This window comes from Gottfriedia sp. NPDC056225 (genome assembly GCF_042267765.1).
Lineage (GTDB): Bacteria > Bacillota > Bacilli > Bacillales > Bacillaceae_G > Gottfriedia.
On sequence record NZ_JBHJTJ010000017.1, the window covers coordinates 42,026 to 67,251 of the forward strand.

The following is a 25,226-nucleotide window of genomic DNA, read 5'->3' on the forward strand; positions in this document are numbered from 1 at the left end:
CCACAAGAAAAAAATACTTCCTTGTGAGTTTTACTTCATTATATAAACGCCTTTTTAGTTCCATTCTTAGACATTAATTTTATATTATTATTGATCAACCTTCATTTTCTGCTGATTGACACTCTTCGCAATCTTTTACATAAAGTGTTGTTACTTTTTCATCCTCAAAATGTCCTACTGTTTTATCACAACATTTGCACACGAACGTCCCCATGATGTAACCCCTTTCATAATGTTGTATTAATCAACTGATTTCATTATAAAGTGTTATACTTATTTACGCAACAGGCAAATAAGTATAACTTTATTTTTCTAGTACCACATTATTCAAAAGGTTTAGGAACGTGAAAATGTTTTAATTAGTATAACACATTTATTTTTTATTCATAACTCTCCTCTATACTTGGTGACGGAAGCCAGTCGGCTAAATAATCTGCAAGCTGCATTGCTTCTTCCTCTGTTTTTAGTTTACACAAAAATTTTAATTGATTAGGAAACGATACATCTTGGCGATCTAATACGATACATTGCCTTGATTGCATACAAATGACGAGTGGCTTCCCAAAGAACATGTTCGTATATACAATGCCAATATCGTATCTTACATCATGAGCGACAAACCCTACAAATCTCACTCTTGCATTTTCATGATCGTCATATAATTTTTCAAACATAGTATCACCCACTCCTCTTCTTAAGTGTTGTAAATTAATACATATGAAGAAAAAATTAAATTAATACCGAATACTTGTCTAAAAATTTGAAATAGTGTTATGATAAAAATGATTAAAAGTGATGTTTTTCTCAAAAAAACGTCTTAGGGGGAAATATAAAAATGGTTCAGCAAGCTACTATTCAATTAGTGGATAAATCAAAATATGAAGAAGCAAACTTAGAATTATTAAATACTTTAATAAATGATTACATACAATCTTCTACTAAAATCGGTCAACAAGTTGACTGGAATTATGAAAGGGCTTCATTTCCTTATTCTATTTCAAATAAAAAATTAGATGACCAAGATGCTCTTTATTTACAAAGTGAAGATTCACGATATAAACATTTTGTTGTTTCAATTCAAGACTATAAAAACATAGTGATTACACTATTACCAAACTCAACTTATGGAGATAAAGGTAAAGCAAATGAACTTTGTAGATATTTAGCTCAAAAAATTGAAGCAAAGCTTGAACTATTTAACAAACGAATCATGTATTTTTATAAAAGATAATTTAAAATAATTTAACAATTACTTGACAAAAGAAAAAGATCGAAGCATAAAAGCAAGTAATAACAATACTTGCTTTTCTTGTATTTCCAACATATTTTGCAATTAAATACAGCTGGTAGAAAAAGACTAAAAACAAAATGACTTTCGAATAAACTTGATCTCTTTTAGACAATAACAATACAAATGAAAAACCTACCCAAAAAAATTGATGGATCATTAATACTATTAATTGTTTTCGCATTTATATTCCCACCAATCGTCTATCCAATACTAGAATATGTGTTTCTTAAAAGTTATGCGAAACATGCTTTAATCATGCAAAAAAACTTGTACAAAAAGCTTTCATCTTGCCACAAAAAACCTCATTTCCCTTCCTTCCTTGCTTGCTATCATCCTTTTTAACACTCCAAGATATTCTTACCTTACACACGCTAAAAAAGGGCATTAAAGTCAAAATAAACACTAAACAAAAAGCATTTATCTACGAAAATCTATTTTATATCCACAAAACTTTGTCTTTTATCAATAAAAATAACTACTTTATAAACAAAAATACTGTTAAATCAATAAAGTTCACAGCTTTATCAACAAAATAAACAAAGTGTTCGTGTTTAAAATTCATATACAAACATCTATCAAAAAAAAAGCTGCCTCTTTTGAGACAGCTTTTTTATTAATATTATTTTAGAACGTGGATTGGATGACCCATCGCTAATTCTGCAGCTTCCATTGAGATTTCACCTAATGTTGGGTGAGCATGAATTGTTTGAGCAATATCTTCAACACTCATGCAAGCTTCAATTGCAAGGCCTAACTCAGAAATAATATCTGATGCATTTACACCTGCAACTTGAGCACCAACTAGTACTCCATCTTCTTTACGAGAAACTAATTGTACGAATCCGTCAGTTGAATTTAGTGATAATGCGCGACCATTTCCACCGAATGGGAATTTTGCAACATTTACAGCTAATCCTTCTTCATCCGCTTGTTTTTTAGTATAACCAACAGTTGCTAGTTCTGGATCAGTGAATACTACTGCAGGGATTGCTAAGTATTCAATTTGACTAGGCATACCGCTAATTGCTTCAGCAGCCACTTTACCTTCATAAGAAGCTTTGTGAGCTAATGGAGGTCCAGCAATTACATCACCAATTGCAAAAATGTTTTTAACTGTTGTACGAGCTTGTTTGTCAGTTGTAATTACACCACGTTCGTTAATTTCAACACCAACATTTTCTAAGCCCATATCGCGAGAGTTAGGGAAACGTCCAACTGTTACTAATACGTAATCAGCTTCGATTTCTTTCATTTCGCCATTTGATTCAAATTTAACAGTAACGCCATCAGCAGTTTCTACAACACCTTTACCGAAAGCTTTTGTTTCGATATCAACATTGCCTTTTTTCTTTAATCCACGTTTAACAATTGAGCTCATTGATTTTTCGAAACCATTTAAGATTTCATCACCAGCTTCAAGAATTGTTACGTGAGTACCGAAGTTAGCATAAGCTGTACCTAATTCCATACCGATATAGCCGCCACCAATAACAACTAATTTCTTTGGAATTTCTGGTAAGTTTAATGCACCAGTTGAATCGATTACACGGTTACTCCATTTAAATCCTGGGATTTCGATTGGAGTTGAACCTGTTGCGATGATCGCATTGTTAAATGTATATGTTTGAGCTGAGTCTTCTGTAATAACACGAAGTGTGTTTGCATCATTAAAGTAAGCTTCACCTTTAATAACTTCAACTTTGTTTCCTTTTAATAAACCAGCTACACCGCCAGTTAATTTATTAACAACACTGCTTTTCCAAGCTTGAACTTTTGTAAAATCAACTTTTACATTTTCAGCTGTAATACCGATATCTTCAGAATGCATAGCAGTCTCATAACGGTGACCAGCTGTAATTAATGCTTTTGAAGGAATACAACCTACGTTTAAACATACTCCTCCAAGATTACCTCTTTCAACTACCGCAACTTTTTGTCCTAGTTGTGCTGCACGAATTGCTGCAACATATCCACCAGGACCAGCACCGATAACGACCGTATCTAGTTCAATTGCAAAATCTCCTACTACCATTTATCTTACGCCTCCATTAATAATAATTCTGGATCATTTAATAATCGTTTAATGTGGTTTAATGCGTTTTGAGCTGTAGCACCATCAATCATTCTGTGGTCAAAGCTTAAAGATAACGCTAATACTGGAGCAACAACGATTTCTCCATTTAATACAACAGGTTTTTCAGCAATACGACCAATACCTAAAATAGCTACCTCAGGGTGGTTAATTACTGGTGTAAACCATTGTCCACCAGCTGAACCGATATTTGAGATTGTACATGAAGCACCTTTCATTTCTGCAGGAGCTAATTTACCATCACGAGCTTTTGTAGCTAACTCATTAATTTCAGCAGAAATAGAGAAGATAGCTTTACGATCAGCATCTTTAACAACTGGTACTAATAAACCTTTATCAGTATCTGCAGCAATACCAATATTATAATAATGCTTGTGGATGATTTCGCTAGTAGCATCATCGATTGATGTATTTAAAGCTGGGAATTTACGTAATGCAGAAGTTAAAGCTTTAACAACATAAGGTAAGAATGTTAACTTAATACCTTGTGCAGCAGCAACTTCTTTATACTTTTTACGGCTAGCAACAAGCTTAGTCACATCTACTTCATCCATTAATGTAACGTGTGGAGCAGTGTGTTTAGAGTTAACCATTGCTTTAGCAATTGCTTTACGAATTCCACTCATTTTTTCACGAGTTTCAGGGTATGCACCTTCAGGGATTGGCATTGCTTTTGGAGCTTCTTTAGCAGCTGGTGCCTCAGAAACAACCTCAACAGCAACCTCATTTTGTGCTTGAGCAACTGGTGCTACTCCACCTAATAAGAATGCATCTACGTCATTTTTAGTAACACGGCCATTTTTACCTGAACCTGGTACAATGCGTAAATCAACGTTTTTCTCACGAGCATATTTACGTACAGATGGCATTGCAATTACATGTGCTTTTGGCTCAATTGCAGCAACTGGTGATAGTGGTGCAGCATCTGTTTTTGGTTCTGCTTGCTCATAAGATTCTTGTACTTTTGCTTGAACTGCTTCAGCAGCTTCCGGTACTGGAGTAGTAGTTGGAGCTTCTTCAGCATGTTGACCTTTAAAGCTAATGTTTTCATAACCAGGAGCATCTAAACGTACTAATACGTCACCAACAACTGCAACTGTTCCTTCTGATACTAACACTTCTAAAACTTTACCTTTAACAGGTGATGGAATTTCTACTACTGATTTATCGTTTTGTACTTCACAAATGATATCATCTTCATTTACTTCGTCGCCTGCTTTAATAAACCATTTTACAATTTCACCTTCGTGAATACCTTCACCGATATCTGGTAATCTAAATTCAAATAGACTTGCCACTGAGTTTGACACAGATTTCTACCTCCGAACAAAATTAAATTAATTTTTAAATTTTATCTATCTATAATGTAAGAAAGGTATTGATGAATTCATCAAATACCTTTCTCTATTTTTGTTAAATAATTAGAAGTTTAAAACTTTTTGAATACCTTCAACTACATCTTTATGGTTTGGCAACCAAACAGTTTCTGCTTCTGAGAATGGGTATACAGTGTCAGCTGCAGTAATACGTACAACTGGTGCTTCTAATGAAAGGATACAACGATCATTAATTTCAGCAACAATATTTGCAGCAATACCAGCTTGTTTTTGTGCTTCTTGTACAACAACTGCACGGCCAGTTTTCTCAACAGACGCAACGATTGCAGCAGTATCTAATGGGTGAATAGTACGTAAGTCAACAACTTCTACTGATACACCTTCTTTTTCTAATTCTTCTGCAGCTTTTAATGCAGTGTGAACCATTGCACCGTAAGCAAATACAGAAACGTCTTTACCTTCACGTTTAACATCAGCTTTACCTAATTCGATTGTGTACTCACCTTCAGGTACATCTTCACGGAATGAACGATATAATTTCATGTGCTCTAAATAGATAACTGGATCATTATCACGAATAGATGAAATTAAAAGACCTTTTGCATCTTTAGGTGTTGATGGAATAACTACTTTTAATCCTGGAGTTTGAGCCATTAATCCTTCTAAACTATCCGCGTGCATTTCTGGAGTATGAACCCCACCACCAAATGGTGAACGGAAAGTAATTGGAGAAGTAAAACGACCACTTGTACGGTAACGCATACGAGCAGCTTGGCCTGCGATTGAGTCCATAATTTCGAATAAGAATCCGAAGAATTGAATTTCTGCTACTGGACGGAAGCCTTCAATACCAAGACCGATTGCTAGTCCACCAATTCCTGATTCAGCAAGTGGTGTATCGAATACACGCTCTTCGCCGAAATCTGCTTGTAAACCTTCAGTTGCACGGAATACACCACCGTTTACTCCAACGTCCTCACCGAATACGATTACTGTAGGATCGTTTTTCATTTCAACGCGTAATGCATCTGTGATAGCTTGAATCATTGTCATTTGCGCCATGACTTACTTCGACTCCTTCTCTTTGAAAATTGCATATTGCTCTTCAATATTACTTGTTTTAGTTTCGAACATATTTTCCATTAAATCAGTAACTTTTTGTTTTGGTTCTTGGTCAGCAAGTTTAATGCCATCTTTAATCGCTTCTTTTGCTTCTTCGATAATTGCATTTTCTTCTTCTTCAGTCCATAGACCTTTTTTCTCTAAGAACTTACGGAAACGAACGATTGGATCTTTTGCTTCCCACTCATTTTCAGTATCTTTTGTACGGTAACGAGTTGGATCATCACCAGCCATTGTATGTGGACCATAACGGAATGTTAAAGTTTCGATTAATGTTGGACCTTCACCATTTACTGCACGTTTACGAGCTTCAGAAGTAGCTGCATAAACTGCTAAAGGATCCATACCATCAACTTGAATACCTGCAATACCTACTGCGATTGCTTTTTGAGCAATTGTTCTAGCTTTTGATTGCTTAGAAACTGGAGTTGAGATTGCGTATCTGTTGTTTTGTACAATGAAAATTGCAGGAGCGTTGTAAGCACCAGCAAAGTTTAATCCTTCGTAGAAATCACCTTGAGAAGAACCACCGTCACCTGTATATGTAATAGCAACAGAGTTTTTACCTTTTAATTTCATACCAAGCGCAACACCAGCAGCTTGAATAATTTGAGCACCAATAATAATTTGTGGGAAGATTACGTTAACATCTTGAGGAATTTGACTTCCAACGAAATGTCCACGTGACCATAAAAATGCTTTATATAAAGGTAAACCGTGCCAAATCATTTGAGGTACATCACGGTAACCAGGTAGGATAAAGTCTTCTTTTTCAAGAGCAAATTGACTTGCTAATTGAGAAGCTTCTTGTCCAGCCGTAGGAGCGTAGAAACCTAAACGTCCTTGTCTGTTTAATGAAATAGAACGTTGATCAAGGACACGAGTCCATACCATACGCTTCATTAATTCTTTTAATTTTTCATCAGATAATTCTGGCATCGCTGCTTCGTTAACGATTTCGCCCTCTTCGTTTAAAATTTGAAGAGTTCCAACTGAATCACCAAATTGAAGCATATGATTCATTAATTCAGAAACAGTTTGTGTATTCTTCATTTCTTTTGTTTCCTTTCCATCTACTTTCTTAGTAGTAGTTGCCACTTAACCCACACCCTTCTTTAATTATCGAGGATTTATTTACTATATCCATCATGTGTATTTTCTTAGGAATAATTACAAGTAATGAAAACTTGTAATTAAAAACTGTACTTATACGTTTTGTGTATTACACTAGTACAACATTGAACACTAGTACAGTTTATAACACGTTCACAAACACGTCAAATATTTTGTTGTATTATTTTATTCATGATTTTTCGGAAAACTTTTCTCATTTTTCTCACCCTGTACTACCTTTGAAACAGCAATCTGTTATACAATAATAGAAACTCTTTAAAATTATACTTAAATAGCTAATAACTTAAATTTTTTAATATAAATTCCCAAACTGTACTACAACGATTTTTATTGAATATATCTAGGTAATTCCATTTATTTACCATATTTTTCATATATGTCTTTTTGTAGATCATTTAATTTTTGAGTATAAAGATTTAATTGATCATTATATTTAATGACATCTTTATAGTTCTTATTTGTATTCTTTGTCTTACTCTTAACATTTTTTAAATCAACTTTTTTCTGAGATAATAACTGATAAATTGAAAGATCTGTTTCAATCGCTTCTTTATATTTCAAATTCAATTTATCGTATAAATTTGTTCTCTCTCTCCAGGTTTTAATGAAGTTATTTACTTCATTGCGAAACTTTTCATCTTTTGTTTCAATGTTTATTGTTTGAAGTTCTTCAATTTTTATGTCTATATCGTGAATTAATTTTGACTCCTCTTTTACGCCTTCTTTCCGTTCATTTAATAAATTAATCGCAAGTTTAGCCGACTCTTGTCTTTTATTTACTTCATTAATTTTATATAAATAAATTTTTTCATAATACTCCAGCTCTTTAATTTCTAATTTTTGGATTTTCTCACCAGCTTTTTGAAATTTTTGCTCCTTTTTCGCAATTTCACTTAATTTATTTATAACTAATTTTCTTTGATTTGCTTGAGAAGTACAGCCCATACAAAAGATTAATAAAAGACTTACTATAAGAAATAAAGAATAGATTTTTTTATACATAATTCCACCCAAATTTTTGTCATGATTAGTTTCATATTGCATCTTTTCATACTTTTTATACGTCCTCAAAAATAATATGGTCACATACCCACACACTTTATGTACTTTTTCATAATTTGTAGTATCCGCTATATGCGGAAACAGTTTAAAGGGAGGTTATTATATGTACGGTTACGGATACGGAAAAGGTGGATACCCTGGTTATGGCGGCGGATGCGGATGCGGTTACGGTGGTTTCGCATTAATCGTTGTTCTATTCATTTTATTAATTATCGTTGGTGCAGCTTTCGTTTTATAATTCACACTGACACAGCCTCTATTATTAAATGTATAACCACAAACTTTAGGAGCGATTTTATATCGCTCCTTTTTCAATTTCAATCATCGCCCCTTTACTGACAATTTAAAAAAGATTTGTTAGACTAAACTAATAATACTAGTCAATAGTACATATTTATTTTTTGAAAAAATGAAGGAGTGAAGTTCATTTGATTACAATGACAAATATAATTCGAGAGGGCGACCCTAGATTAAGGGAAGTATCGAGGGAAGTAATTTTACCACCATCGGTTGATGATATAAATTTAGCTAATTCATTATTAGAGTATGTTATTAATAGCCAAAACCCAGAAATTGCTACAGAATACGGATTACGTTCAGGTATCGGTTTAGCAGCACCACAAATAGGCATTTTAAAAAGAGCGATTGGTGTTCATGTAACTGACCAACAAGGCAATTTATTTAGTTATGCTTTATTAAATCCAAAAATTATAAGCCACTCTGTAGAACAAGTTTACTTATCCGGTGGTGAAGGTTGTCTATCAGTTGATCGTGATGTTCCTGGATATGTTCCACGTTATGCAAGAATCACAGTTAGTGGTTTTGACACTAGACTTGGTGAAGTGAAAATACGATTAAAAGGTTTACCAGCAATTTGCTTCCAGCATGAAATTGATCATTTAAATGGTGTAATGTTCTATGATCATATTAATAAAACGAATCCATTCTCTCCTCCAGAAGGTGCAGCACCTTTAGAGAGAAATTCATAAAAAAAACAGGGGTCGTCCTAAAAGTCAGCTAACTGACAATTAGGTCGCCCCTATTTATGTATAAGAAATATTGTTAAAGCTTAGTAAAGACATTCGTGCGGGTTTTTCAAAAAAAAATGAGGATGCCATTAAGACATCCCATTTTTATTAAAGTAACCCTGCCCATTTTAAACCGTTTAAAATACCATCTTCATCAACATTCGTTGTAATATGATTTGCTAGCTTTTTAAGAGGTTCTACTGCGTTCCCCATAGCAATACCAGTACCGACCTTTTCAATCATTTCTAAGTCGTTTAATCCATCACCAAATGCGAATACATTTTGCATATCAAACCCTAGATGATTTACCATTTGTAAAATTCCATTTGCTTTTGATCCCCCGATTGGTAAGACATCTGATGAGTAATCATGCCAACGAATGAAATTAAACTGATTAAAACCATCTGTTAATAAAGACTCTTTATGCTCTTCGCAAAATAATAACACTTGATAAATTTCACGATTTTGATAAAAATCATGTTGTATTTCAGGATGAACCATTTTAATTGTAGCCATCGCCTCTTTAATATGGAGATTTGTATCTGTCGATGCTCTCATCGTCTCATTGTTTAAATAAATAAGCGGAATATCAAGCTCTTTTGCTTTTTGAGTAAATAGATGAAGTTGTTCTTCATTTAATGCATGGCTGTGAATTCTTTCACCTTCAAATTCAGCATATTGTCCATTTAAACTAACAAAAGTATTTATGTTTAATTCTTCACGAATTTCTTTAAACATAAATGGTGCACGACCAGTTGCGATCCCAACATGAATATCTTTATTTTGTAGTTCTGAAATAGCTTTCTTTGTACTTTCTGGAATTTCTTTATCATGATTTAATATCGTTCCATCTATATCGAAAAAAACAATTGGTTTAGTCATATTTTACTCTCCTCACTCACTAAGATGCTGCATTTGCTTTTGAGTTACTAATTTTTGACTTCTTCTTGCTATTTGTAATAAATACACCTAGTAGTACGATTAATAATCCGATAACCATTTTATATGTTAAAGGTTCGTCTAAAAAGAAAAATCCCCAAACTGAAGCAAAAACAGGAACTATATAAGTAACCATAGTTGCAAATTCTGCACTACCTTCTTTAACCATATAATAAAATAGTAAATATGCCAACCCCGAACATAAAACACCAAGTCCAAATACACCACTAAAAACTTCTAAATTTACAAAAGGTTTTACCGTTCCCTTTCCTACAAAACACATATAAATAAAACTGAAAACACCAGATATAGCAAGCGTTAAAAACGAAATTGTTAAAACATCAATTTTTTGTAAATACTTTTTCGTTAAATGTGAACCAAGCCCATAACAAAATGTAACAAATAACATTAATAATGAATAAATTATATTATTGGAGAAAATTGTTGATGGGTTAATATTCATCATAATCATAAGTCCGATAATCCCAATAAAAAGCCCGATCCCTTGCATCCTTTTAATCCTTTGAGAAAAGAAAAAATAACCGATTAGAAGTGTAGCTATTGGAGTAAACGCATTTAAAATTGCAGCTTCATTACTTTGTAGATGTGTTTCACTAAAAGAAAGAAATAACCACGGAATTGCGTGATTAAATAATGAGATGATAATAATTAGACTCATTTTCGGTAAATTTTTAAAATCAATTTTCACCTTTTTTATTAGCATAATGATTAATAAAGTAACCGCACCAAAGAAACAACGATAAAACACTATTGCTTCAGGGCCAATGTCATTTAAAAGGAGTTTAATAAATAAAAACGATGTACTCCAAATAATACTTAATAAAAACAAGGCTGTGTATAATTTTTTCACATATTTCTCCCCTATCCCTTAAAAGATTCCCTCTATTTTAACGTCTTTTCTGAATATATTGTATGAAAATGCCTTTTCGATCAATACTACACATAAATATACCATGTCCGTGTTGTTTATAAGCAAGTTTAATTTCTTGTATAGGAGGTAAAACTAATGTTACGTAAACTTAGAAAAAAATTAAAAAAACGGCTAAAACTATTATTAAAAAAGAAAAAATACATCTCAATAATTTCAAATATATTTTTAAATTAAACCGTATTTTAGGTAATCTTCAATAAAAAGAATGAAAATATATAAAAAATCACTTATAATATTGAGAAGATAGTGAATTGACAAGGAGAGATTTAAATGATTTTTAAAGTATACTATCAGGAATTACCTTTAGAGGTACCTGTAAGAGAAAAAACTAAAACAGTTTATGTAGAAGCTGAAAGTGAAAGAGAAGTTCGTGCGAAATTATTACCTTTCAATTATAATATTGAGCTTGTTCAAGCTTTAACTGGTGCTCATCTTGAATTCGAAAAACAAAGTGAAAGCTTTAAAGTTCTGGAGCTAGCGTAAACATATGAAATTTCTTAAAAATGATCAAGCTGCCGTATTCGCACTAGGTGGCTTAGGGGAAATTGGAAAAAATACATACGCAGTACAATATCAAGATGAAATTATATTAATCGATGCCGGAATCAAATTCCCTGAAGATGAACTATTAGGAATAGACTATGTAATACCTGATTATTCTTATTTAGTTCGAAATGAGGAAAAAATTAAAGGTTTATTTATCACTCACGGACATGAAGACCACATTGGTGGTATTCCATATTTATTAAGAGAATTAAATATTCCAATCTATGGTGGTAAGCTTGCTCTTGGTTTAATTAAAAACAAACTTGAAGAGCATGGTCTTCTAAGAAAAGCTAAATTAATTGAAATTAAAGAAGACGATATCATCAAATTCAGAAAAACAAGCGTAACATTCTACCGTACTACACATAGTATTCCAGACTGTTACGGAATCGTTGTAAAAACTCCTCAAGGACAAGTTGTTCATACAGGAGACTTTAAATTCGACTTTACACCAGTTGGAGAAACAGCTAATTTAACAAAAATGGCTGAAATTGGTAAAGAAGGCGTTTTATGCTTACTTTCAGATAGTACAAATAGTGAAGTATCACATTTTACAATGTCTGAGAGAAAAGTCGGCGATACGATTAATGAAATTTTCCGTAAAGTAGACGGTCGAATTATATTTGCAACATTTGCTTCAAATATTCATCGTCTTCAGCAAGTAGTTGAGTCTGCTATTGCAACTGGACGTAAAATTGCTGTTTTCGGAAGAAGTATGGAAGCAAATATCGAGATTGGACATGACTTAGGTTATATTAAATGTCCTAAAGATACATTTATTGAAGCTTCTCAAATTAACCGTATACCTGCAAATCAACTTGTTATTTTATGTACAGGTAGTCAAGGTGAACCGATGGCTGCATTATCACGTATTGCTAATGGTACACACCGTCAGATCCAAATTATCCCTGGAGATACAGTAGTATTCTCTTCTTCACCAATTCCAGGTAATACAATGAGTGTAAATCGTACGATCAACTTATTGTATCGTGCTGGCGCAGAAGTAATTCACGGATCATTAAATGACATTCACACTAGCGGTCATGGTGGTCAGGAAGAGCAAAAATTAATGCTTCGACTAATGAAGCCTAAGTATTTTATGCCAATTCACGGTGAATATAGAATGCAACGTATGCACGCTAAACTTGCAATGGATTGTGGAGTTCCGGAAGAAAACTGCTTTATCATGGATAATGGTGAAGTATTAGCTCTTCGTTCGGATGAAGCGATGGTTGCAGGAAAAGTACCTTCTGGCAATGTTTATATTGATGGAAGCGGTATCGGTGATATTGGTAATATCGTATTAAGAGATCGTAGAATTTTATCTGAAGAAGGCCTTGTAATTGTTGTCGTAAGCATCGATATGAAGGAATTTAAAATCTCTGCTGGTCCAGATATTATTTCACGTGGATTTGTTTACATGAGAGAAAGCGGCGATTTAATAAATGAAGCACAAGCAATGATTTCTACTCATTTAAACAAAATCATGGAGCGTAAAACGTCTCAATGGTCTGAAATTAAAAATGAGATTACAGATACTTTATCTCCTTTCTTATACGAAAAAACAAAACGTAAACCAATGATACTTCCAATTATCATGGAAGTATAATGACATAATTTAAAGGAGCTGCCACAAAAGTGAAATCACTTCTAAGGTAGCTCCTTTTTCCGTTTATTTTTCAAGATATTCCACTTATTTCACTCCACTACATATCATTTAATCCTTATGTATACTCTGTTAAATTTAATTTAGTCAACCTTCGTATGCGTTAGTTGCATGGGTGATTCTAGTTCATCAATATCCAGAATCATCAACTCTCCATTTACCCTTTTTACTATCTCTAATCAGAGTCCAACTAAAATCAGACTGAGTTGAATTTGGTTCCCAACTTCCATCACCCCCAGTAGAATCGACTTTGAATGTAGAAAGTAAAACAAGTACATTTTTTTCGTTTACACCATTATCCATCCCCGAACCATATTGCATATAATCTTTGCTAATTGAATGAGATTCTTTTTCTGAATACCATATATCTGTCAGTGTACACCCTTCATAATCCTTGAATTCTTTCTTTACAGTTTTAACCGCTGCATTTAGTTCATCTTTAGAGTACTGCTTAGATTGTCCTATTTTTATTTTTACTTTGTCAGCATCCATATACGTATACGTACTAGAATTTGAATTTGAATTAGTATTAGCATCTGTTTGGCGCTGATAGATTAGAATGAATACTCCAGCAACTAATAATAAAAAAAGAGGTAAAAAGATTTTCTTGTTTTTCATAAATTTTACTCCTATTATTTTGTTTTTTGGTAGACCTTTACTTCCAGTAACTTCCACAATTAACATTATACAGGTACAATCCATTACTCTAAACAAAGCTAATTACTCATTCTTTCTTAGAAATTAAATTTATCCTTATGCTACTAAACTGTCATTACTAATAACTAATGATGAAATTTAAAAATTGTTCAACTAATGCAATTCGTCAGTTAGAGAACGTAAATAACAGAATTACAACTCCATGGACAACGATTATTATTAAAGCTGGAATTCTCTTTTTTCCCTTCAAATTAAATCCTAGCAAAAATGTTAACCCCAAAAAAATAAATCCATAGGATGATAAAATAATTTTTTGCATAACCAATGCACATACAAAAAGGATGATTGCTGCGATACTTGTGACTACACCAACTTTTTTTTTCAATACAACTCCTCCAATTATGTATCTGAATTTCTATAATCGTAAAATTCTAGTGCCCCTAATAAATACTAAATTACTTATTTTTATTTTATCGTAAATTGCCGAGATTTTAATTTTGCGAAAAGATATCACTTCTAATTTACTTTATTGAATTAAACGACCAAATAACAAAATAGAGGAGAATCTAATGATGATCCTCTATTTCTTATTGAACAAATTTATACGTTAGATAAAGTTACTCCTATAAATTTCCTTTATCCCACTCAATTATTAACTTTTTAACATCAAATTACTGATTAAACGTTTTAGTACATCTTTCACCTTTTCTTCATTTTCCGAAAGTAAATGTGTGGCAGAGCAATATTTACCATAGTTTATAAAAAAAAGAGAACTCGACTCCTTTGGGGAATGCGCGAATCCTGAGACCCTGCACCAAAGAGGAATCTCAGGTTCCGCCCCATGGAAATCGAGCACCTGTAGTGGAATTCTATGTTCTTCTTTTTTGATATTAGGTCACTAAGATTCATATCAATCTAGAAAATCATTTTTATCATTATTTTTTAAAAAAACTTTTATAAAAAAAGGTTTATTAAGAACTAAAAATATAAAATACACTGTAAATACGACAAAGAATATGACAAAAAGGATAATCAATACAATCGCCAAAGTACTCTTAGCAAAACTTGTTTCGATTCTTAAATAAGGATATAAAATAAATGGTAAATGGCTGATTCCATATCCAAAAAATGCGAAGAAATATTGTAATAATACAAGTATGAATGCTAATCCGTATCTCTTTCCTTTTATAACAAAATAAATAGCTATACAAAAGCAAATGAACGAGATAAGGAAAAACTCCCACACATTATGCATTCGATCAAAATGAACATTATTATGTAACTTCATTGAAGCAAAAACAATAATACTCGATATGATTGTCGGAGCCGACCAAACTAGTACATACTTTCTTAATTTTACTTCTGACTCAGAATCATTTATTAGTTTTGCAGAGTAGATTAAAAACATTGCACTTATAAATAAAACTGAACATACTGCCAAAAGCATAACGGATAAAGAATAGGAATTCGTTATCAATTTAAATGGATAAAATCGTATATCCGTACCATTTTCGATAATAAATCCACCCTCAGATATTGTTAATACAGTAGATAGAGTAACAGGGATTAGTAAACTTGTAGCACCATATAAAATTAGAAATAACTTACTTCTATTTCCTCCATATTGCTGAAAGGTATAAAACGATCCCCTAACAGCTAAAAAAATCATCGCTACACTACCAGGAACTAATAAAGGAACTCCGTAATAATATGCAACCCTTGGGAATATGCCAACAACACCAACAAAGAAGAAAATGAAGAATAATGTAGCTAACTCCCATATAGATGAAAGATGTCGATTTATTAAGCCAATTAATTTTGGTTCCTCTTTCGTTGAAATAGCATAAAACGCGTAAAAACCTGCACCAAAATCAATTGAAGCAATAATCATGTAGGCATATAGAAACAACCATAATATAAAGATTGCGACCGTTTGAATTTCCAAACTTATTTCCTCCTACAGAAATTTCATAATCTAAAGCTTAGTTTTCTTCATTATACCGATAAAATACCGTTTCTACTAGTTTCTATATGAAGATTATGGAAAATTAAAAAGAGACTTTGTTTAAAGTCTCTTTAATGGTTTGCGATTATTCTACTTTTGCAGCTTCGTCTAGTACTCGATTTACACGTTTCTCTAACATTGGCATTCCGCCTTCTCCAGCTTGGAAATGACGTAATACACCAGTTTTATCAAAAACGTAATATGAAGGCACATATTTATTTTCAAATGCATCTGTAATTGTATGTTGATTATCAACTAAAATTGTTTGTGTAATTCCATGTTCCGCTGCAACTTCTTTAATTTTTTCAATATCTAAATCATCTTCAGATCTTGGCATATGAACACTAACTACATTTAAACGATCTTTATACTCATCTCTAAATGCATTAATATTTGGCATTGCTACTTTACATAAATGGCAACTAACAGACCAAAAATGAATTAATGTTGGTTTGTCACCGATTAAGTTTTCTTTTTGGATTTCTCCATTTAATACTGTTGTTGCGCCGTTTAATTCTGGCATTGGCGAGCGAAGTCTCATTTATTAGTCCTCCTATTTCGTTTCGTTAGCCCTACTTTTTTAACTAATAAAGGCTTGTTCAATTTTTCAAAAATGTTTCGTATTGTGTTTAAAAAGGCCTAACTTTATGTTAGACCTTTTGTCATTGCTTAATTTTATTTAAAAATTATAAAGTTGCTTGACCTGGTTTCCAGTTAGCTGGGCAAAGTCCACCAGTTTGTAAAGCTTGAAGTACACGTAATACTTCATCAACTTCACGTCCGATATTGTTGTGGTGTACTACTTGATACATTAATTCACCTTCTGGGCTGATGATGAATAATCCACGTAATGCAATACCTTCTTCTTCAATTAATACGCCATAATCACGAGAAATAGCGTGGTTTGTATCTGCACCTAATGCGTATTTTAATTGGCCTAAACCATTGTCTTTACGGTCAGTGTTGATCCATGCTAAGTGAGTGTGAATTGTATCTGTAGAAACACCTACAACTTCTGCATCAAGATCTTCAAACTCATCATAACGATCAGAGATTGCTACGATTTCAGTTGGACATACGAAAGTGAAGTCCATTGGATAGAAGTATAATACTGTCCATTTATCATTTTTCATGTTTTCTTCTAAACTTACTTTACCAAATTCTTTATTTGGTAAAACTGCTTCCATTTCGAAGCGTGGTGCTTGTTTTCCTACTAAACGTTCTGCCATCGTTATTACCTCCAATATTTATGTAACTATTTATCATACAAGTGATATTATAGTAAACTACTTATTTAAAGTCAATATTAATTTATAATAATTATTAACTGAAAATCATTTTCACACTACTTTTTCATAAAATCCGTAATAAATTGAATCATTATTGGTATAACATTTTCATCAGGATTTAATTTTTGGTGATGTAATCCGAATTCAGAATTTACGCCAATCCAAAACATCAGACCAGGTATTTCCTTTGTCATATAACCAAAATCCTCACCTGTCATAGCAACATTACATTCAACTGCATTAATACCGTCATATTGTCTCGCAAAATTGAAAAATTCATTCGTCAATGATTCATCATTTATTACACCATAGTAATTACTTCCAAAATCTACATCTATTTTACACTGAAAACTCTCTTGAAATCCATTCACAAGACTTTGAATTCTATTTTTTAATTTTATCATCGCTTCTATATTTAGTGCTCTCATAGTACCTTCTAGTCGAACGTGATCTGCAATAACATTTTGAACTGTTCCACCAGTAATTTTTCCAATTGTAATTACCGCACTGTCTAACGGATTCACATTTCGAGAAACGATTGATTGTACTTGAGTGATAAAATGACTAGACGCAATAATCATGTCATTCGTTAAATGCGGGAATGCAGCATGGCCACTTAAACCATGAAAATCAATAAATAGCTCAGAAGTATGCGCAAATAACATACCAGGTTTTGTTGCGATTGTACCAACTGGATATTCCGGTGCTATATGTAAAGCATATATTTCATCAGGTTTAAATGATGTAAACTCTTCACTTTTTAGTAAAGGCTCAGCTCCACCTGGACCTTCCTCTGCAGGTTGAAAAATAAACACAACATCATCATTTATAGGTTCATTAACTAGATTAGTGAGTACACCAAGTGCAATGCTCATATGTACGTCATGACCACAAGCGTGCATATTGCCCTCGTGAGTCGAAGAAAACGCTAAACCTGTATTTTCTTTCATTGGTAATCCATCAATATCTGTACGGTAGCCAATCGTTTTAGTAGGCTTTATTCCTTTTACTCTAACAAAAATACCAGTTCTCCATGTTTCAATTACAAGTCTTTCTTGATTTAAACTAGATAAGTACTCTAGTAAATATGCTTGTGTTTTAAATTCTTGAAAACCAAGTTCAGGAATTAAATGTAGATCTCTTCTAATTTGAATAAAAGAATCCATCGTGGCTCCTCTCTAAAAAAAAGCGTAGAATATATTCTACGCTTTATTTGTTATTATTGATTTAATTGACGTAAAGCCTGAATAATTTCAGTCTTTGAAATTGTTTTATCATCGATATCTTTAATTTTTCTAGCTGGAACACCAGCAACTACAGTATAAGGAGCAACATCTTCAGTAACGATTGCGCCTGCAGCTACTACTGCACCTTCACCTACTTTAATACCTTCTAAAACTACTGCATTAGCACCAATTAAAACATTGTCTTCAAGAATAACTGGGTTTGCTGATGGTGGCTCAATAACACCAGCTAAAACAGCACCTGCGCCAACGTGACAGTTTTTACCAGTAGTAGCACGTCCACCAAGTACTGCGTTCATATCGATCATAGTGCCTTCTCCAATTACAGCACCGATATTAATTACAGCACCCATCATAATTACAGCGTTATCGCCAATTGTAACTTGATCGCGAATAAATGCACCTGGCTCAATACGAGCTTTAATACCTTTAGAATCTAAAAGTGGAATAGCTGAATTACGACGATCTGATTCTACTACGTAATCTTCTATGTATTCTTTTTGCTCTTCAAGGATTACTTTAACATCGTCCCACTCACCAAATAAAACTCCAGAATTTTGAGAAATAAATGATTGAACTGACTCATTGATTGTAAGCTTGTCTAGCTCACCTTTTACATATACCTTAACAGGTGTTTTTTTAGTACTATTTGCGATAAATGCGATAATTTCATTTGCGTCCATTAATTTCATAATGTATTGCCCCCTTTATTATATCAATAAGAATACTCTATCAAATCTAGTAACTAACAAGCAACATTTTGTCGATTAATCTTTTGTTTTTTTTCTAATTGATTCGATAAATCCAGCTACTTGTTTTAATTTCATGGCATCTCGATTATAAAGTAAGTATGTATCTCGATTTAACCCAGCATCTTGTTTTGTCATGATAGGTGTTTTTATAACACTTTCGTCATTTACATCATGCAACACAGAAGAAGGTAAAATTGCAAAACCTAGGCCATTTAATACAAATTGCTTACAAGTTTCGATTTGATCAACAACTATTTCGTGTTTAGGTAATGAATTAAAATGCTCATACCACCATGATTGAATCAATTGATAGTAATTTGAATTACTTTTAAACTGGATAAATGGTCTTTGTATATTCTTATAATCCAAAAGATTATGTTTCTTTGTATCGACTAATAATAGTTCATCAGAAAAAAGTAATTCCTTTTCTCCGAACCAATTTTGATTCCCTCTTACAATTGCCAGGTGTACCTCATTTTCATATAAACGATTTGTAATTTCACTACTCCATCCAGTAAAAAGAGAAACTTGAACTTCAGGATAGCTTGAAACATATTTTTTTAAGACTGGCGGTAACCAGTATTGAGCAACGACAGAGGAAACCGCAATTTTTAAAGTACCAGAAATATCTGATTTTAAAATTTGCAATTGCTCTAACATCGTTTGGTATGTTTCTTCCATTTTCCTTGCATAGTTTAAAATAATTTCCCCAGAAGCTGTAATAATCAATCCCTTTTGTGAACGAATAAACAATTCACTACCAATCTGTTTCTCTAAATTTTGTAGCCTTTGACTAAGAGCAGGTTGAGAAACAAATAGTCTCTCAGACGCTTTCCTCATATTTTTCTCTTCAGATAAAGTAATTATTAAACGAATATCATCTATCTGCATTTAATCCCCCCTTAAGTAGTGCAGGAAAATCATTGAGAGCTCTATTTATGGCTTCGTATGATCTTTAAGATAAATCCATATGCTTCATATTTAATTCTTTTAAAATCTTTCTCTAGCCCCTTAACTATTCTACATTACTACCGTACTACATGAATAAAAAAAGTAAGCCAATATTCAAATGACCTACTTTTATCGATTAATGTTTATTGTATCTTCTTACATTTTTATTCAATTGTTTTAAAATCGCTCTTCTAGTTAGTATACCTTCAAACGTATTATTCTCATCTACTACACATACAAAAGGATGATCAACTACAGTTTCAAGCCCTTTAGCTAACGTATCCGTTGTTTTTAATAGAGGAATTTCTGTACACATTACCTCTTGAACTTTCATATTACTTAAACGATCAAATTCAATTCTTTCTAGTCCAAGTATTCCATCTAATATCATTGAAGTGCTAATTAAGCCAAGTAATTGAAACTTTGGATTTAGAACAGGAATTGATGAATATCCTGATTTTGTAAGTACTAATAAAGCATGCTCCAAACTGTTACCACTTTGTACGTGAGCTACTTTTTCACTCGAAATAATTACTTCTTCTACTTTATGTTCAAAAAATTGTGAACCATCAATACTAATCAAAAACATCGTCCCCCAGGTAGTAAAGTATTAGTATTTAAAAAATGGTTAAAACTAGTAAGTCCATCTAAATAACCATCAGTTAAATAGGCTAGTTACTTCACTAATCATTTGTATAAATTAAAACTTATACATTATTCTATTCTTTAGGACTATGTCCCCCTCCCTATATTATCAGATTTGTAACCCCTTTCCAATTTAACTTTTCCTAATAAATTGCTTTATTATTTTAATTTATTCATGAAAACAAAAAAACGTTTAGATAAATAATTTATTATCTAAACGTTCATCTATAATTGATATCATAAACCCAAATCCCTTAACTTTTGATATAAATGTATTAGTCTTTCGTATTGATCTTCTCCTGCATCCATTAATCCGTTTTCTATATCAGTAATTTGCGATGAAATTAGCTCAATTGCATAATTTTGTTTCATCACTGTATCGACTAATAAAGATAATTCATCATTCGTAAAGTTTTGTTCACTTAGCATCCATCAATCCCTCCTAGTCCTCATTTTAATCAATGTTTATTTAGTTTAAACTACTTATTTTGTAAATTTATTTGCATAACTAAATGCCGTATAAGAATCTGGTTTAATCTTTGGAATGATCCCCATTGCACTTACTTTAGATGTCATTTCTTGTATAAACTCTTTCGTAAGTCCCACAGTACCAATATCTAAATGAATTTCAAAACTAAAATTATTTGAATTAGCATTCTCATGCAGAGGACTAAAAATTTTTTCCAAATGAAAAGGTGATAATAAAAATGCTATTTCCTGACTATACATTGTTTCTAGAAATATTTTCTCTTTTAAATTACGGATTTTCTTGTGATGCCAACAAGTATGTAAACATCCCCAAGCTCCATTCCCTACTCTATGCAAATGAAGCGCTGTAATAAACTTAGTCCCATTACTATGAACCTGAGAATCAGTTCCGATAGAAAGTCGATATTGTTTATTAGGATCACTTTTTACAAAGTGATATAAACGATCAACTACCTGATCGAAACTCATTTTTCGTTCACTAACATTGTAAAATCGATACTGATCTTTATTCACATATATGACCTCCCTTTTCATAAACGTTACATAATAATGTATTCATTACGAAAAGGGATTAGCACGACCTTACTATTTTGTAACTAAATCTTCAAAAAAAAAGAAAAAACAAGCTTAAGCCTGCTTTTTCTTTTCTTTTCTTAATCTAGTGAAGAAATAATTTCGTATATTTCGATTGCTACCATATCGATATTATCGAATGGAAACGTTTGTGGTTTTTCACCTTGTTGAAATACTTCTAATTCAAAAGTTTCATTTTTCTCAGAATACTTTACGCTACATTTTCTTTCGCCATTAACCTCAAAATATCTTTGAGCAACCTCACCGTTCGTAGCTTGTTGTTTTAAACTTTCTAAGCGTTCTAAAATTCCTAGTAATAAAGACATATTAGAACTCCTTTCTACCATGTGTCATTCCCTAAATATAGGTTATACTTTCTTACAATTTCTATCCATAAAACTTCTGATAGATTTAAGCTATGTAAGTGTCCATTAATAAGAATACTTGTATTCCAAGATAAATACAAGTGAAATAGTCGTTTCAGCTGAAAAAACAAATTTCTTTAACATCGCAATTTTTCTATGTCATAATAGTTTTATACAAATTGCTTTAAGAAATTAATATAGAAAGGATGTAAATTTATGAAAATTGAATTATTCACGCAAGATGGCTGTCCACCATGTGAATTTTTGAAAAATTATTTAAAAGAAATGAAAGTTACTTATACCGAATATAACGTTTCAAAAGATGAGTTTGCAAAAAAAAGAATGATGTTTGAGTTAGATTCCTTTTCAACACCGACTTTAATTATAAATGAAGAGATTATTAGAGGCGTCCAAATGGATCAAATTGAGGCTGCGCTTCAAAAAAGTTAATCTTTTTAACATTTACATTTTGACATTAAAACACCTAAATGAATGTTCGATCATTTAGGTGTTTTTTTATTCCTATTAACTTCAACTATTTTTTATAATGTGATCAAGGGCTTGTCCAAAAATTTAGTTCATCCAACTCCTATAAAATGAAAGACAAAAAACATGACGGACGATACAAAAAGAACTTTCGAAATAAGTCCCCTCAAAATTTCATCCTCCCTCAACTAAACTTTTAATTATCGTATCATTCTTTTAATTATTTATACTATACGAATCGTTCTTATCTTTTTTACATTAGCTGACATCGAAATAGCACTATTTCATAAAATATGTGCCTTTTTAACTGAAATAGTCGATTCTTGATAATAAACTTCCTCTAATATTTTAAAACCGGAAGATAGGTATAAACTCTCTTTTTTCATATCAAATTTAATGTTAAAGTTAGTTAATTTGTGTCAACTTTTATAAATATTTCGGACAATAAAGGAGCGGTAAAATGGAGTATCGTGGTTCAACGGTTTACAATCAGGATGATTTTTTTTCAGAATATATGAAACGCAGAAATCGAATAGATAGTCCTAACAATGCGATAGAAGGTCCGATTATCCATGAATTAATTAGAGATGTTGATCAAAAAAACATATTAGATTTAGGTTGTGGTGATGCAAGCTTTGGAAAAGAACTTTTGTTACTTGGCGCAAACAGCTATTTAGGTATTGAGGGATCAGAGCAAATGATTAAAGTAGCCGAAATTAATTTAAGAGACACCTTAGGCTCAATTTACTACTCTTCAATTGAGGATTATAACTTCCCAGCAGATTCATTTGAACTTATTACATCACGATTTGTATTACACTATATTTCAAATATAGAGCTAATTTTTCAAAAAGTATTTAACTCTTTAAAGGAGAACGGCCAATTTGTATTTAGTATTCAACACCCATTAACTACAGCATCCTATGTAAGTAAACAGTCTGGTGATCGAAGAGATAGTTGGATAGTGGACGATTATTTTCTAACAGGTGAGAGAAAAGAACCATGGATAAATAAAATAGTGGTCAAATATCATCGTACAATCGAACAATACTTTACTATTTTAAGGAAAACCGGATTTCGAATTGATCAGCTACGAGAAGGGACACCTAAACGAATCCATTTTAAAAGTGAAGAAGAATTTTTACGAAGACAAAGAATTCCAGTTGTAATTGTTTTTTCTTGTTATAAATAGAGTGATAAAATGAGGATGTCAGAGTAGATGAAATAAAAATCTGAAGTAATATAAAGCATTGAATCTCCAACATATTTTGATGCTAGGCAGCCTTAAATCATCAAATAGGGGCCACCTTAAGGTCAGTTATGCTGACTTTTAGGACGGCCCCTTTTTCACATTATTATTTTCCAATTAAATATATTCATTAAAAAAGCAATTCATTATGTTTAAATAAAAAATCATAACTTAGATCAATGTATAAATAGTTCCCGCTATCCATCGGATAAGAAAATGTCCGAATCTTCTCACCGGTTTCAATATCTCGATACATATCGGATAAAAGTCCTTGATCATTTGATTGCATTTTTAATACGGTTTCTAAAAAATATGGCCTCCAGCTCCAGTTCCTACCTTTATACTTTTGCTGAAGTTCCCACCTTTCACCATTAACTTTAAACATGTTAGCAGACTGCTGAAAACCATCCTCATCACAAATATACATTCTAAAACAAATTGAATTTAATTCATTTGAAATATTTACTAAAAATGAATTTAAATCCTCTTCTAATTTATACTTATTTATCGTTGATTGTACTTTTCGCTGAATTAAGTTTGTCATATCTCTTAGTGCAATTAATTTGTTCTTTTCGCCTCGAATATATTTTAAGATGTCATTCTTCAGTGGTTCACATTCATGATTTAACTGACTAATTGAAGGCTGCGGTATAGACAAGTATGCACCTTGATAGAATCTCCCACCATTTTTCCATGCATTTCTTAATTGGATCGAATCAATGACCCCATCATAGTACATCGATGCCCCTACTTTTCCAGCTACATAAATTACGGAATTTAATAAATCTTGAAATGATGCGGTATGAAGTTGTTGAACCATTTTAAAATCGATTTTAATGATGTCAGGAGATAAAAATCGAAGTTTTTCTAAATTAATTAATTTTTCATTTACGCTATTAATTGCAAATTTAATACCGTATGTTTGATAATATGTAATTAAATTCTTTAATTCCTTCTCAAAACCATAAAAAAGTTGGTGTTGAAGAATAATAACAATTTTATTAAGGTGTATCCCTTTATCTTCATAGGATTGTAAAATTGTTAAAAGACTTTCAGGATCATCTGAAAGTAGTGCTGAAGGATGACGATTGATAAAAATTCCACCATCAAATTTTGATTGTAAAACTTCATCGAGGGCTTGAATTAATATATGATTATCAACCTCTAGTAAGTAGTCGTCTGGCACCAAGTCATTTGCAAAGAAGAATTCAAGGCTGTGTAAATTTTCAAGTTTCAGTCTACCAACAACCTCTACTCCTACACAATTTTGTGTATCAGCTCCATAAATTGGTTGGAAGTATGGTATGACTTTATCTAAATTACTTATTACGTCTAAAGGATCCATTTTGAAC

Annotated in this window: 30 protein-coding genes; 7 read left to right on the forward strand and 23 right to left on the reverse strand. The window is 32.2% G+C overall.

Annotated elements, in window-relative coordinates; translation table 11 throughout:
* Nucleotides 1-94 precede the first annotated feature (94 nt).
* Together ACFCYN_RS13025 and ACFCYN_RS13030 are read right to left on the reverse strand one after the other, a co-directional pair.
* Nucleotides 95-214: a GapA-binding peptide SR1P gene (locus ACFCYN_RS13025; RefSeq protein ID WP_098117715.1), complete on the reverse strand. Its 120-nt coding sequence runs from the start codon at nt 212-214 to the stop codon at nt 95-97.
* 166 nt (nt 215-380) lie between these two features.
* A complete protein-coding gene (locus ACFCYN_RS13030; RefSeq protein WP_098117716.1) occupies nt 381-674 on the reverse strand; it encodes a DUF3055 domain-containing protein in 294 nt (97 codons plus the stop codon).
* Between the two features lie 161 nt (nt 675-835).
* Here ACFCYN_RS13030 and ACFCYN_RS13035 point away from each other — a divergent pair, with 161 nt between their 5' ends.
* The gene (locus tag ACFCYN_RS13035) at nt 836-1,231 is read left to right on the forward strand and encodes a DUF1885 family protein (protein ID WP_172445347.1); all 396 of its coding nucleotides are present in this window, start codon (nt 836-838) and stop codon (nt 1,229-1,231) included.
* A gap of 1 nt (nt 1,232) precedes the next feature.
* On the opposite strand, the gene ACFCYN_RS13040 is transcribed toward ACFCYN_RS13035, so the two are convergent.
* From ACFCYN_RS13040 to ACFCYN_RS13065, 6 genes are all read right to left on the reverse strand, one after another.
* The gene (locus ACFCYN_RS13040) at nt 1,233-1,472 is read right to left on the reverse strand and encodes a hypothetical protein (RefSeq protein WP_216854190.1); all 240 of its coding nucleotides are present in this window, start codon (nt 1,470-1,472) and stop codon (nt 1,233-1,235) included.
* A gap of 438 nt (nt 1,473-1,910) precedes the next feature.
* Nucleotides 1,911-3,323 (reverse strand): dihydrolipoyl dehydrogenase, encoded by a 1,413-nt coding sequence (lpdA, locus tag ACFCYN_RS13045; protein ID WP_098117720.1) that lies wholly within the window; start codon nt 3,321-3,323, stop codon nt 1,911-1,913.
* Nucleotides 3,324-3,328: 5 nt separating this feature from the next.
* Nucleotides 3,329-4,693: a dihydrolipoamide acetyltransferase family protein gene (locus ACFCYN_RS13050; RefSeq protein ID WP_375949710.1), complete on the reverse strand. Its 1,365-nt coding sequence runs from the start codon at nt 4,691-4,693 to the stop codon at nt 3,329-3,331.
* A 111-nt stretch (nt 4,694-4,804) separates the two neighbouring features.
* Nucleotides 4,805-5,782 (reverse strand): alpha-ketoacid dehydrogenase subunit beta, encoded by a 978-nt coding sequence (locus tag ACFCYN_RS13055; protein ID WP_098117721.1) that lies wholly within the window; start codon nt 5,780-5,782, stop codon nt 4,805-4,807.
* A gap of 3 nt (nt 5,783-5,785) precedes the next feature.
* Entirely contained in the window at nt 5,786-6,865 is a 1,080-nt protein-coding gene (pdhA, locus tag ACFCYN_RS13060) for a pyruvate dehydrogenase (acetyl-transferring) E1 component subunit alpha (protein ID WP_257131710.1), read from the reverse strand.
* Between the two features lie 465 nt (nt 6,866-7,330).
* Nucleotides 7,331-7,978, reverse strand: a complete 648-nt coding sequence (locus tag ACFCYN_RS13065) for a YkyA family protein (RefSeq protein WP_375949712.1) — start codon at nt 7,976-7,978, stop codon at nt 7,331-7,333.
* Nucleotides 7,979-8,141: 163 nt separating this feature from the next.
* Between ACFCYN_RS13065 and ACFCYN_RS13070 the strand changes: the two genes are divergently transcribed.
* Both ACFCYN_RS13070 and def read left to right on the forward strand, forming a co-directional pair.
* Nucleotides 8,142-8,276, forward strand: coding sequence for a YjcZ family sporulation protein (locus tag ACFCYN_RS13070; protein ID WP_098117723.1), 135 nt, complete (start codon nt 8,142-8,144; stop codon nt 8,274-8,276).
* Between the two features lie 190 nt (nt 8,277-8,466).
* Nucleotides 8,467-9,027: a peptide deformylase gene (gene def, locus ACFCYN_RS13075; RefSeq protein WP_172445349.1), complete on the forward strand. Its 561-nt coding sequence runs from the start codon at nt 8,467-8,469 to the stop codon at nt 9,025-9,027.
* 147 nt (nt 9,028-9,174) lie between these two features.
* Here def and ACFCYN_RS13080 read toward each other — a convergent pair whose 3' ends face one another.
* Together ACFCYN_RS13080 and ACFCYN_RS13085 are read right to left on the reverse strand one after the other, a co-directional pair.
* A complete protein-coding gene (locus ACFCYN_RS13080; RefSeq protein WP_098117727.1) occupies nt 9,175-9,948 on the reverse strand; it encodes a Cof-type HAD-IIB family hydrolase in 774 nt (257 codons plus the stop codon).
* A gap of 19 nt (nt 9,949-9,967) precedes the next feature.
* Nucleotides 9,968-10,876, reverse strand: coding sequence for a DMT family transporter (locus tag ACFCYN_RS13085; RefSeq protein WP_172445350.1), 909 nt, complete (start codon nt 10,874-10,876; stop codon nt 9,968-9,970).
* A 351-nt stretch (nt 10,877-11,227) separates the two neighbouring features.
* Here ACFCYN_RS13085 and ACFCYN_RS13090 point away from each other — a divergent pair, with 351 nt between their 5' ends.
* Together ACFCYN_RS13090 and rnjA are read left to right on the forward strand one after the other, a co-directional pair.
* Nucleotides 11,228-11,440 (forward strand): DNA-dependent RNA polymerase subunit epsilon, encoded by a 213-nt coding sequence (locus ACFCYN_RS13090; protein ID WP_098117729.1) that lies wholly within the window; start codon nt 11,228-11,230, stop codon nt 11,438-11,440.
* A gap of 4 nt (nt 11,441-11,444) precedes the next feature.
* The gene (gene rnjA, locus ACFCYN_RS13095) at nt 11,445-13,112 is read left to right on the forward strand and encodes a ribonuclease J1 (protein ID WP_098117731.1); all 1,668 of its coding nucleotides are present in this window, start codon (nt 11,445-11,447) and stop codon (nt 13,110-13,112) included.
* Between the two features lie 186 nt (nt 13,113-13,298).
* Here the strand turns inward: rnjA and ACFCYN_RS13100 are convergent, their stop codons facing one another.
* The 12 genes from ACFCYN_RS13100 to ACFCYN_RS13155 all read right to left on the reverse strand — a co-directional run bounded on the left by ACFCYN_RS13100 (nt 13,299) and on the right by ACFCYN_RS13155 (nt 22,100).
* Nucleotides 13,299-13,787, reverse strand: coding sequence for a hypothetical protein (locus ACFCYN_RS13100; protein ID WP_375949716.1), 489 nt, complete (start codon nt 13,785-13,787; stop codon nt 13,299-13,301).
* Nucleotides 13,788-13,992: 205 nt separating this feature from the next.
* Complete coding sequence (locus ACFCYN_RS13105) at nt 13,993-14,211, reverse strand: hypothetical protein (RefSeq protein WP_375949718.1); 219 nt, start codon at nt 14,209-14,211, stop codon at nt 13,993-13,995.
* A gap of 525 nt (nt 14,212-14,736) precedes the next feature.
* Nucleotides 14,737-15,771, reverse strand: coding sequence for a cytochrome d ubiquinol oxidase subunit II (locus ACFCYN_RS13110; protein ID WP_375949720.1), 1,035 nt, complete (start codon nt 15,769-15,771; stop codon nt 14,737-14,739).
* A gap of 145 nt (nt 15,772-15,916) precedes the next feature.
* A complete protein-coding gene (locus tag ACFCYN_RS13115; RefSeq protein WP_098171253.1) occupies nt 15,917-16,372 on the reverse strand; it encodes a TlpA family protein disulfide reductase in 456 nt (151 codons plus the stop codon).
* Between the two features lie 145 nt (nt 16,373-16,517).
* The gene (locus ACFCYN_RS13120; protein ID WP_098117735.1) at nt 16,518-17,060 is read right to left on the reverse strand and encodes a peroxiredoxin; all 543 of its coding nucleotides are present in this window, start codon (nt 17,058-17,060) and stop codon (nt 16,518-16,520) included.
* Nucleotides 17,061-17,176: 116 nt separating this feature from the next.
* A complete protein-coding gene (locus ACFCYN_RS13125) occupies nt 17,177-18,286 on the reverse strand; it encodes an N-acetyldiaminopimelate deacetylase (protein WP_172445354.1) in 1,110 nt (369 codons plus the stop codon).
* A 53-nt stretch (nt 18,287-18,339) separates the two neighbouring features.
* Nucleotides 18,340-19,056 (reverse strand): 2,3,4,5-tetrahydropyridine-2,6-dicarboxylate N-acetyltransferase, encoded by a 717-nt coding sequence (gene dapD / locus ACFCYN_RS13130; RefSeq protein ID WP_172445355.1) that lies wholly within the window; start codon nt 19,054-19,056, stop codon nt 18,340-18,342.
* 75 nt (nt 19,057-19,131) lie between these two features.
* Nucleotides 19,132-20,007: a transcriptional regulator CcpC gene (locus ACFCYN_RS13135; protein ID WP_375949724.1), complete on the reverse strand. Its 876-nt coding sequence runs from the start codon at nt 20,005-20,007 to the stop codon at nt 19,132-19,134.
* Nucleotides 20,008-20,203: 196 nt separating this feature from the next.
* Nucleotides 20,204-20,650, reverse strand: a complete 447-nt coding sequence (gene cbpB / locus ACFCYN_RS13140; protein WP_098117740.1) for a cyclic-di-AMP-binding protein CbpB — start codon at nt 20,648-20,650, stop codon at nt 20,204-20,206.
* A 299-nt stretch (nt 20,651-20,949) separates the two neighbouring features.
* Complete coding sequence (abbA, locus tag ACFCYN_RS13145; protein ID WP_098117742.1) at nt 20,950-21,141, reverse strand: antirepressor AbbA; 192 nt, start codon at nt 21,139-21,141, stop codon at nt 20,950-20,952.
* Between the two features lie 54 nt (nt 21,142-21,195).
* Nucleotides 21,196-21,669 carry a ribonuclease H-like YkuK family protein gene (locus ACFCYN_RS13150; protein WP_369700034.1) on the reverse strand — a complete coding sequence of 158 codons (474 nt, stop codon included), beginning with the start codon at nt 21,667-21,669 and terminating at the stop codon, nt 21,196-21,198.
* Nucleotides 21,670-21,854: 185 nt separating this feature from the next.
* Nucleotides 21,855-22,100 carry a YkuJ family protein gene (locus tag ACFCYN_RS13155; protein WP_098117744.1) on the reverse strand — a complete coding sequence of 82 codons (246 nt, stop codon included), beginning with the start codon at nt 22,098-22,100 and terminating at the stop codon, nt 21,855-21,857.
* A 255-nt stretch (nt 22,101-22,355) separates the two neighbouring features.
* Between ACFCYN_RS13155 and ACFCYN_RS13160 the strand changes: the two genes are divergently transcribed.
* Together ACFCYN_RS13160 and ACFCYN_RS13165 are read left to right on the forward strand one after the other, a co-directional pair.
* Nucleotides 22,356-22,589 carry a glutaredoxin family protein gene (locus ACFCYN_RS13160; RefSeq protein WP_098117746.1) on the forward strand — a complete coding sequence of 78 codons (234 nt, stop codon included), beginning with the start codon at nt 22,356-22,358 and terminating at the stop codon, nt 22,587-22,589.
* A gap of 496 nt (nt 22,590-23,085) precedes the next feature.
* Complete coding sequence (locus ACFCYN_RS13165) at nt 23,086-23,817, forward strand: class I SAM-dependent methyltransferase (protein WP_375949728.1); 732 nt, start codon at nt 23,086-23,088, stop codon at nt 23,815-23,817.
* Between the two features lie 187 nt (nt 23,818-24,004).
* On the opposite strand, the gene ACFCYN_RS13170 is transcribed toward ACFCYN_RS13165, so the two are convergent.
* The gene (locus ACFCYN_RS13170) at nt 24,005-25,219 is read right to left on the reverse strand and encodes an EAL-associated domain-containing protein (RefSeq protein WP_375949730.1); all 1,215 of its coding nucleotides are present in this window, start codon (nt 25,217-25,219) and stop codon (nt 24,005-24,007) included.
* Nucleotides 25,220-25,226: the final 7 nt, after the last annotated feature.

Bases quoted from the DNA above. Each gene is read 5' to 3' on its own strand.
- ACFCYN_RS13065 (WP_375949712.1), bottom strand. From the start codon at position 7,978: ATGTATAAAAAAATCTATTCTTTATTTCTTATAGTAAGTCTTTTATTA.
- ACFCYN_RS13125 (WP_172445354.1), bottom strand. From the start codon at position 18,286: ATGGATTCTTTTATTCAAATTAGAAGAGATCTACATTTAATTCCTGAA.
- ACFCYN_RS13090 (WP_098117729.1), top strand. From the start codon at position 11,228: ATGATTTTTAAAGTATACTATCAGGAATTACCTTTAGAGGTACCTGTA.
- ACFCYN_RS13025 (WP_098117715.1), bottom strand. From the start codon at position 214: ATGGGGACGTTCGTGTGCAAATGTTGTGATAAAACAGTAGGACATTTT.
- ACFCYN_RS13080 (WP_098117727.1), bottom strand. From the start codon at position 9,948: ATGACTAAACCAATTGTTTTTTTCGATATAGATGGAACGATATTAAAT.
- ACFCYN_RS13070 (WP_098117723.1), top strand. From the start codon at position 8,142: ATGTACGGTTACGGATACGGAAAAGGTGGATACCCTGGTTATGGCGGC.
- ACFCYN_RS13030 (WP_098117716.1), bottom strand. From the start codon at position 674: ATGTTTGAAAAATTATATGACGATCATGAAAATGCAAGAGTGAGATTT.
- rnjA (WP_098117731.1), top strand. From the start codon at position 11,445: ATGAAATTTCTTAAAAATGATCAAGCTGCCGTATTCGCACTAGGTGGC.
- ACFCYN_RS13115 (WP_098171253.1), bottom strand. From the start codon at position 16,372: ATGAGACTTCGCTCGCCAATGCCAGAATTAAACGGCGCAACAACAGTA.
- ACFCYN_RS13100 (WP_375949716.1), bottom strand. From the start codon at position 13,787: ATGAAAAACAAGAAAATCTTTTTACCTCTTTTTTTATTATTAGTTGCT.
- ACFCYN_RS13155 (WP_098117744.1), bottom strand. From the start codon at position 22,100: ATGTCTTTATTACTAGGAATTTTAGAACGCTTAGAAAGTTTAAAACAA.
- abbA (WP_098117742.1), bottom strand. From the start codon at position 21,141: ATGCTAAGTGAACAAAACTTTACGAATGATGAATTATCTTTATTAGTC.
- ACFCYN_RS13165 (WP_375949728.1), top strand. From the start codon at position 23,086: ATGGAGTATCGTGGTTCAACGGTTTACAATCAGGATGATTTTTTTTCA.
- ACFCYN_RS13135 (WP_375949724.1), bottom strand. From the start codon at position 20,007: ATGCAGATAGATGATATTCGTTTAATAATTACTTTATCTGAAGAGAAA.
- ACFCYN_RS13120 (WP_098117735.1), bottom strand. From the start codon at position 17,060: ATGGCAGAACGTTTAGTAGGAAAACAAGCACCACGCTTCGAAATGGAA.
- ACFCYN_RS13055 (WP_098117721.1), bottom strand. From the start codon at position 5,782: ATGGCGCAAATGACAATGATTCAAGCTATCACAGATGCATTACGCGTT.
- ACFCYN_RS13170 (WP_375949730.1), bottom strand. From the start codon at position 25,219: ATGGATCCTTTAGACGTAATAAGTAATTTAGATAAAGTCATACCATAC.
- dapD (WP_172445355.1), bottom strand. From the start codon at position 19,056: ATGAAATTAATGGACGCAAATGAAATTATCGCATTTATCGCAAATAGT.
- lpdA (WP_098117720.1), bottom strand. From the start codon at position 3,323: ATGGTAGTAGGAGATTTTGCAATTGAACTAGATACGGTCGTTATCGGT.
- ACFCYN_RS13150 (WP_369700034.1), bottom strand. From the start codon at position 21,669: ATGAGTTTCGATCAGGTAGTTGATCGTTTATATCACTTTGTAAAAAGT.
- pdhA (WP_257131710.1), bottom strand. From the start codon at position 6,865: ATGAATCATATGCTTCAATTTGGTGATTCAGTTGGAACTCTTCAAATT.
- ACFCYN_RS13040 (WP_216854190.1), bottom strand. From the start codon at position 1,472: ATGCGAAAACAATTAATAGTATTAATGATCCATCAATTTTTTTGGGTA.
- ACFCYN_RS13035 (WP_172445347.1), top strand. From the start codon at position 836: ATGGTTCAGCAAGCTACTATTCAATTAGTGGATAAATCAAAATATGAA.
- ACFCYN_RS13160 (WP_098117746.1), top strand. From the start codon at position 22,356: ATGAAAATTGAATTATTCACGCAAGATGGCTGTCCACCATGTGAATTT.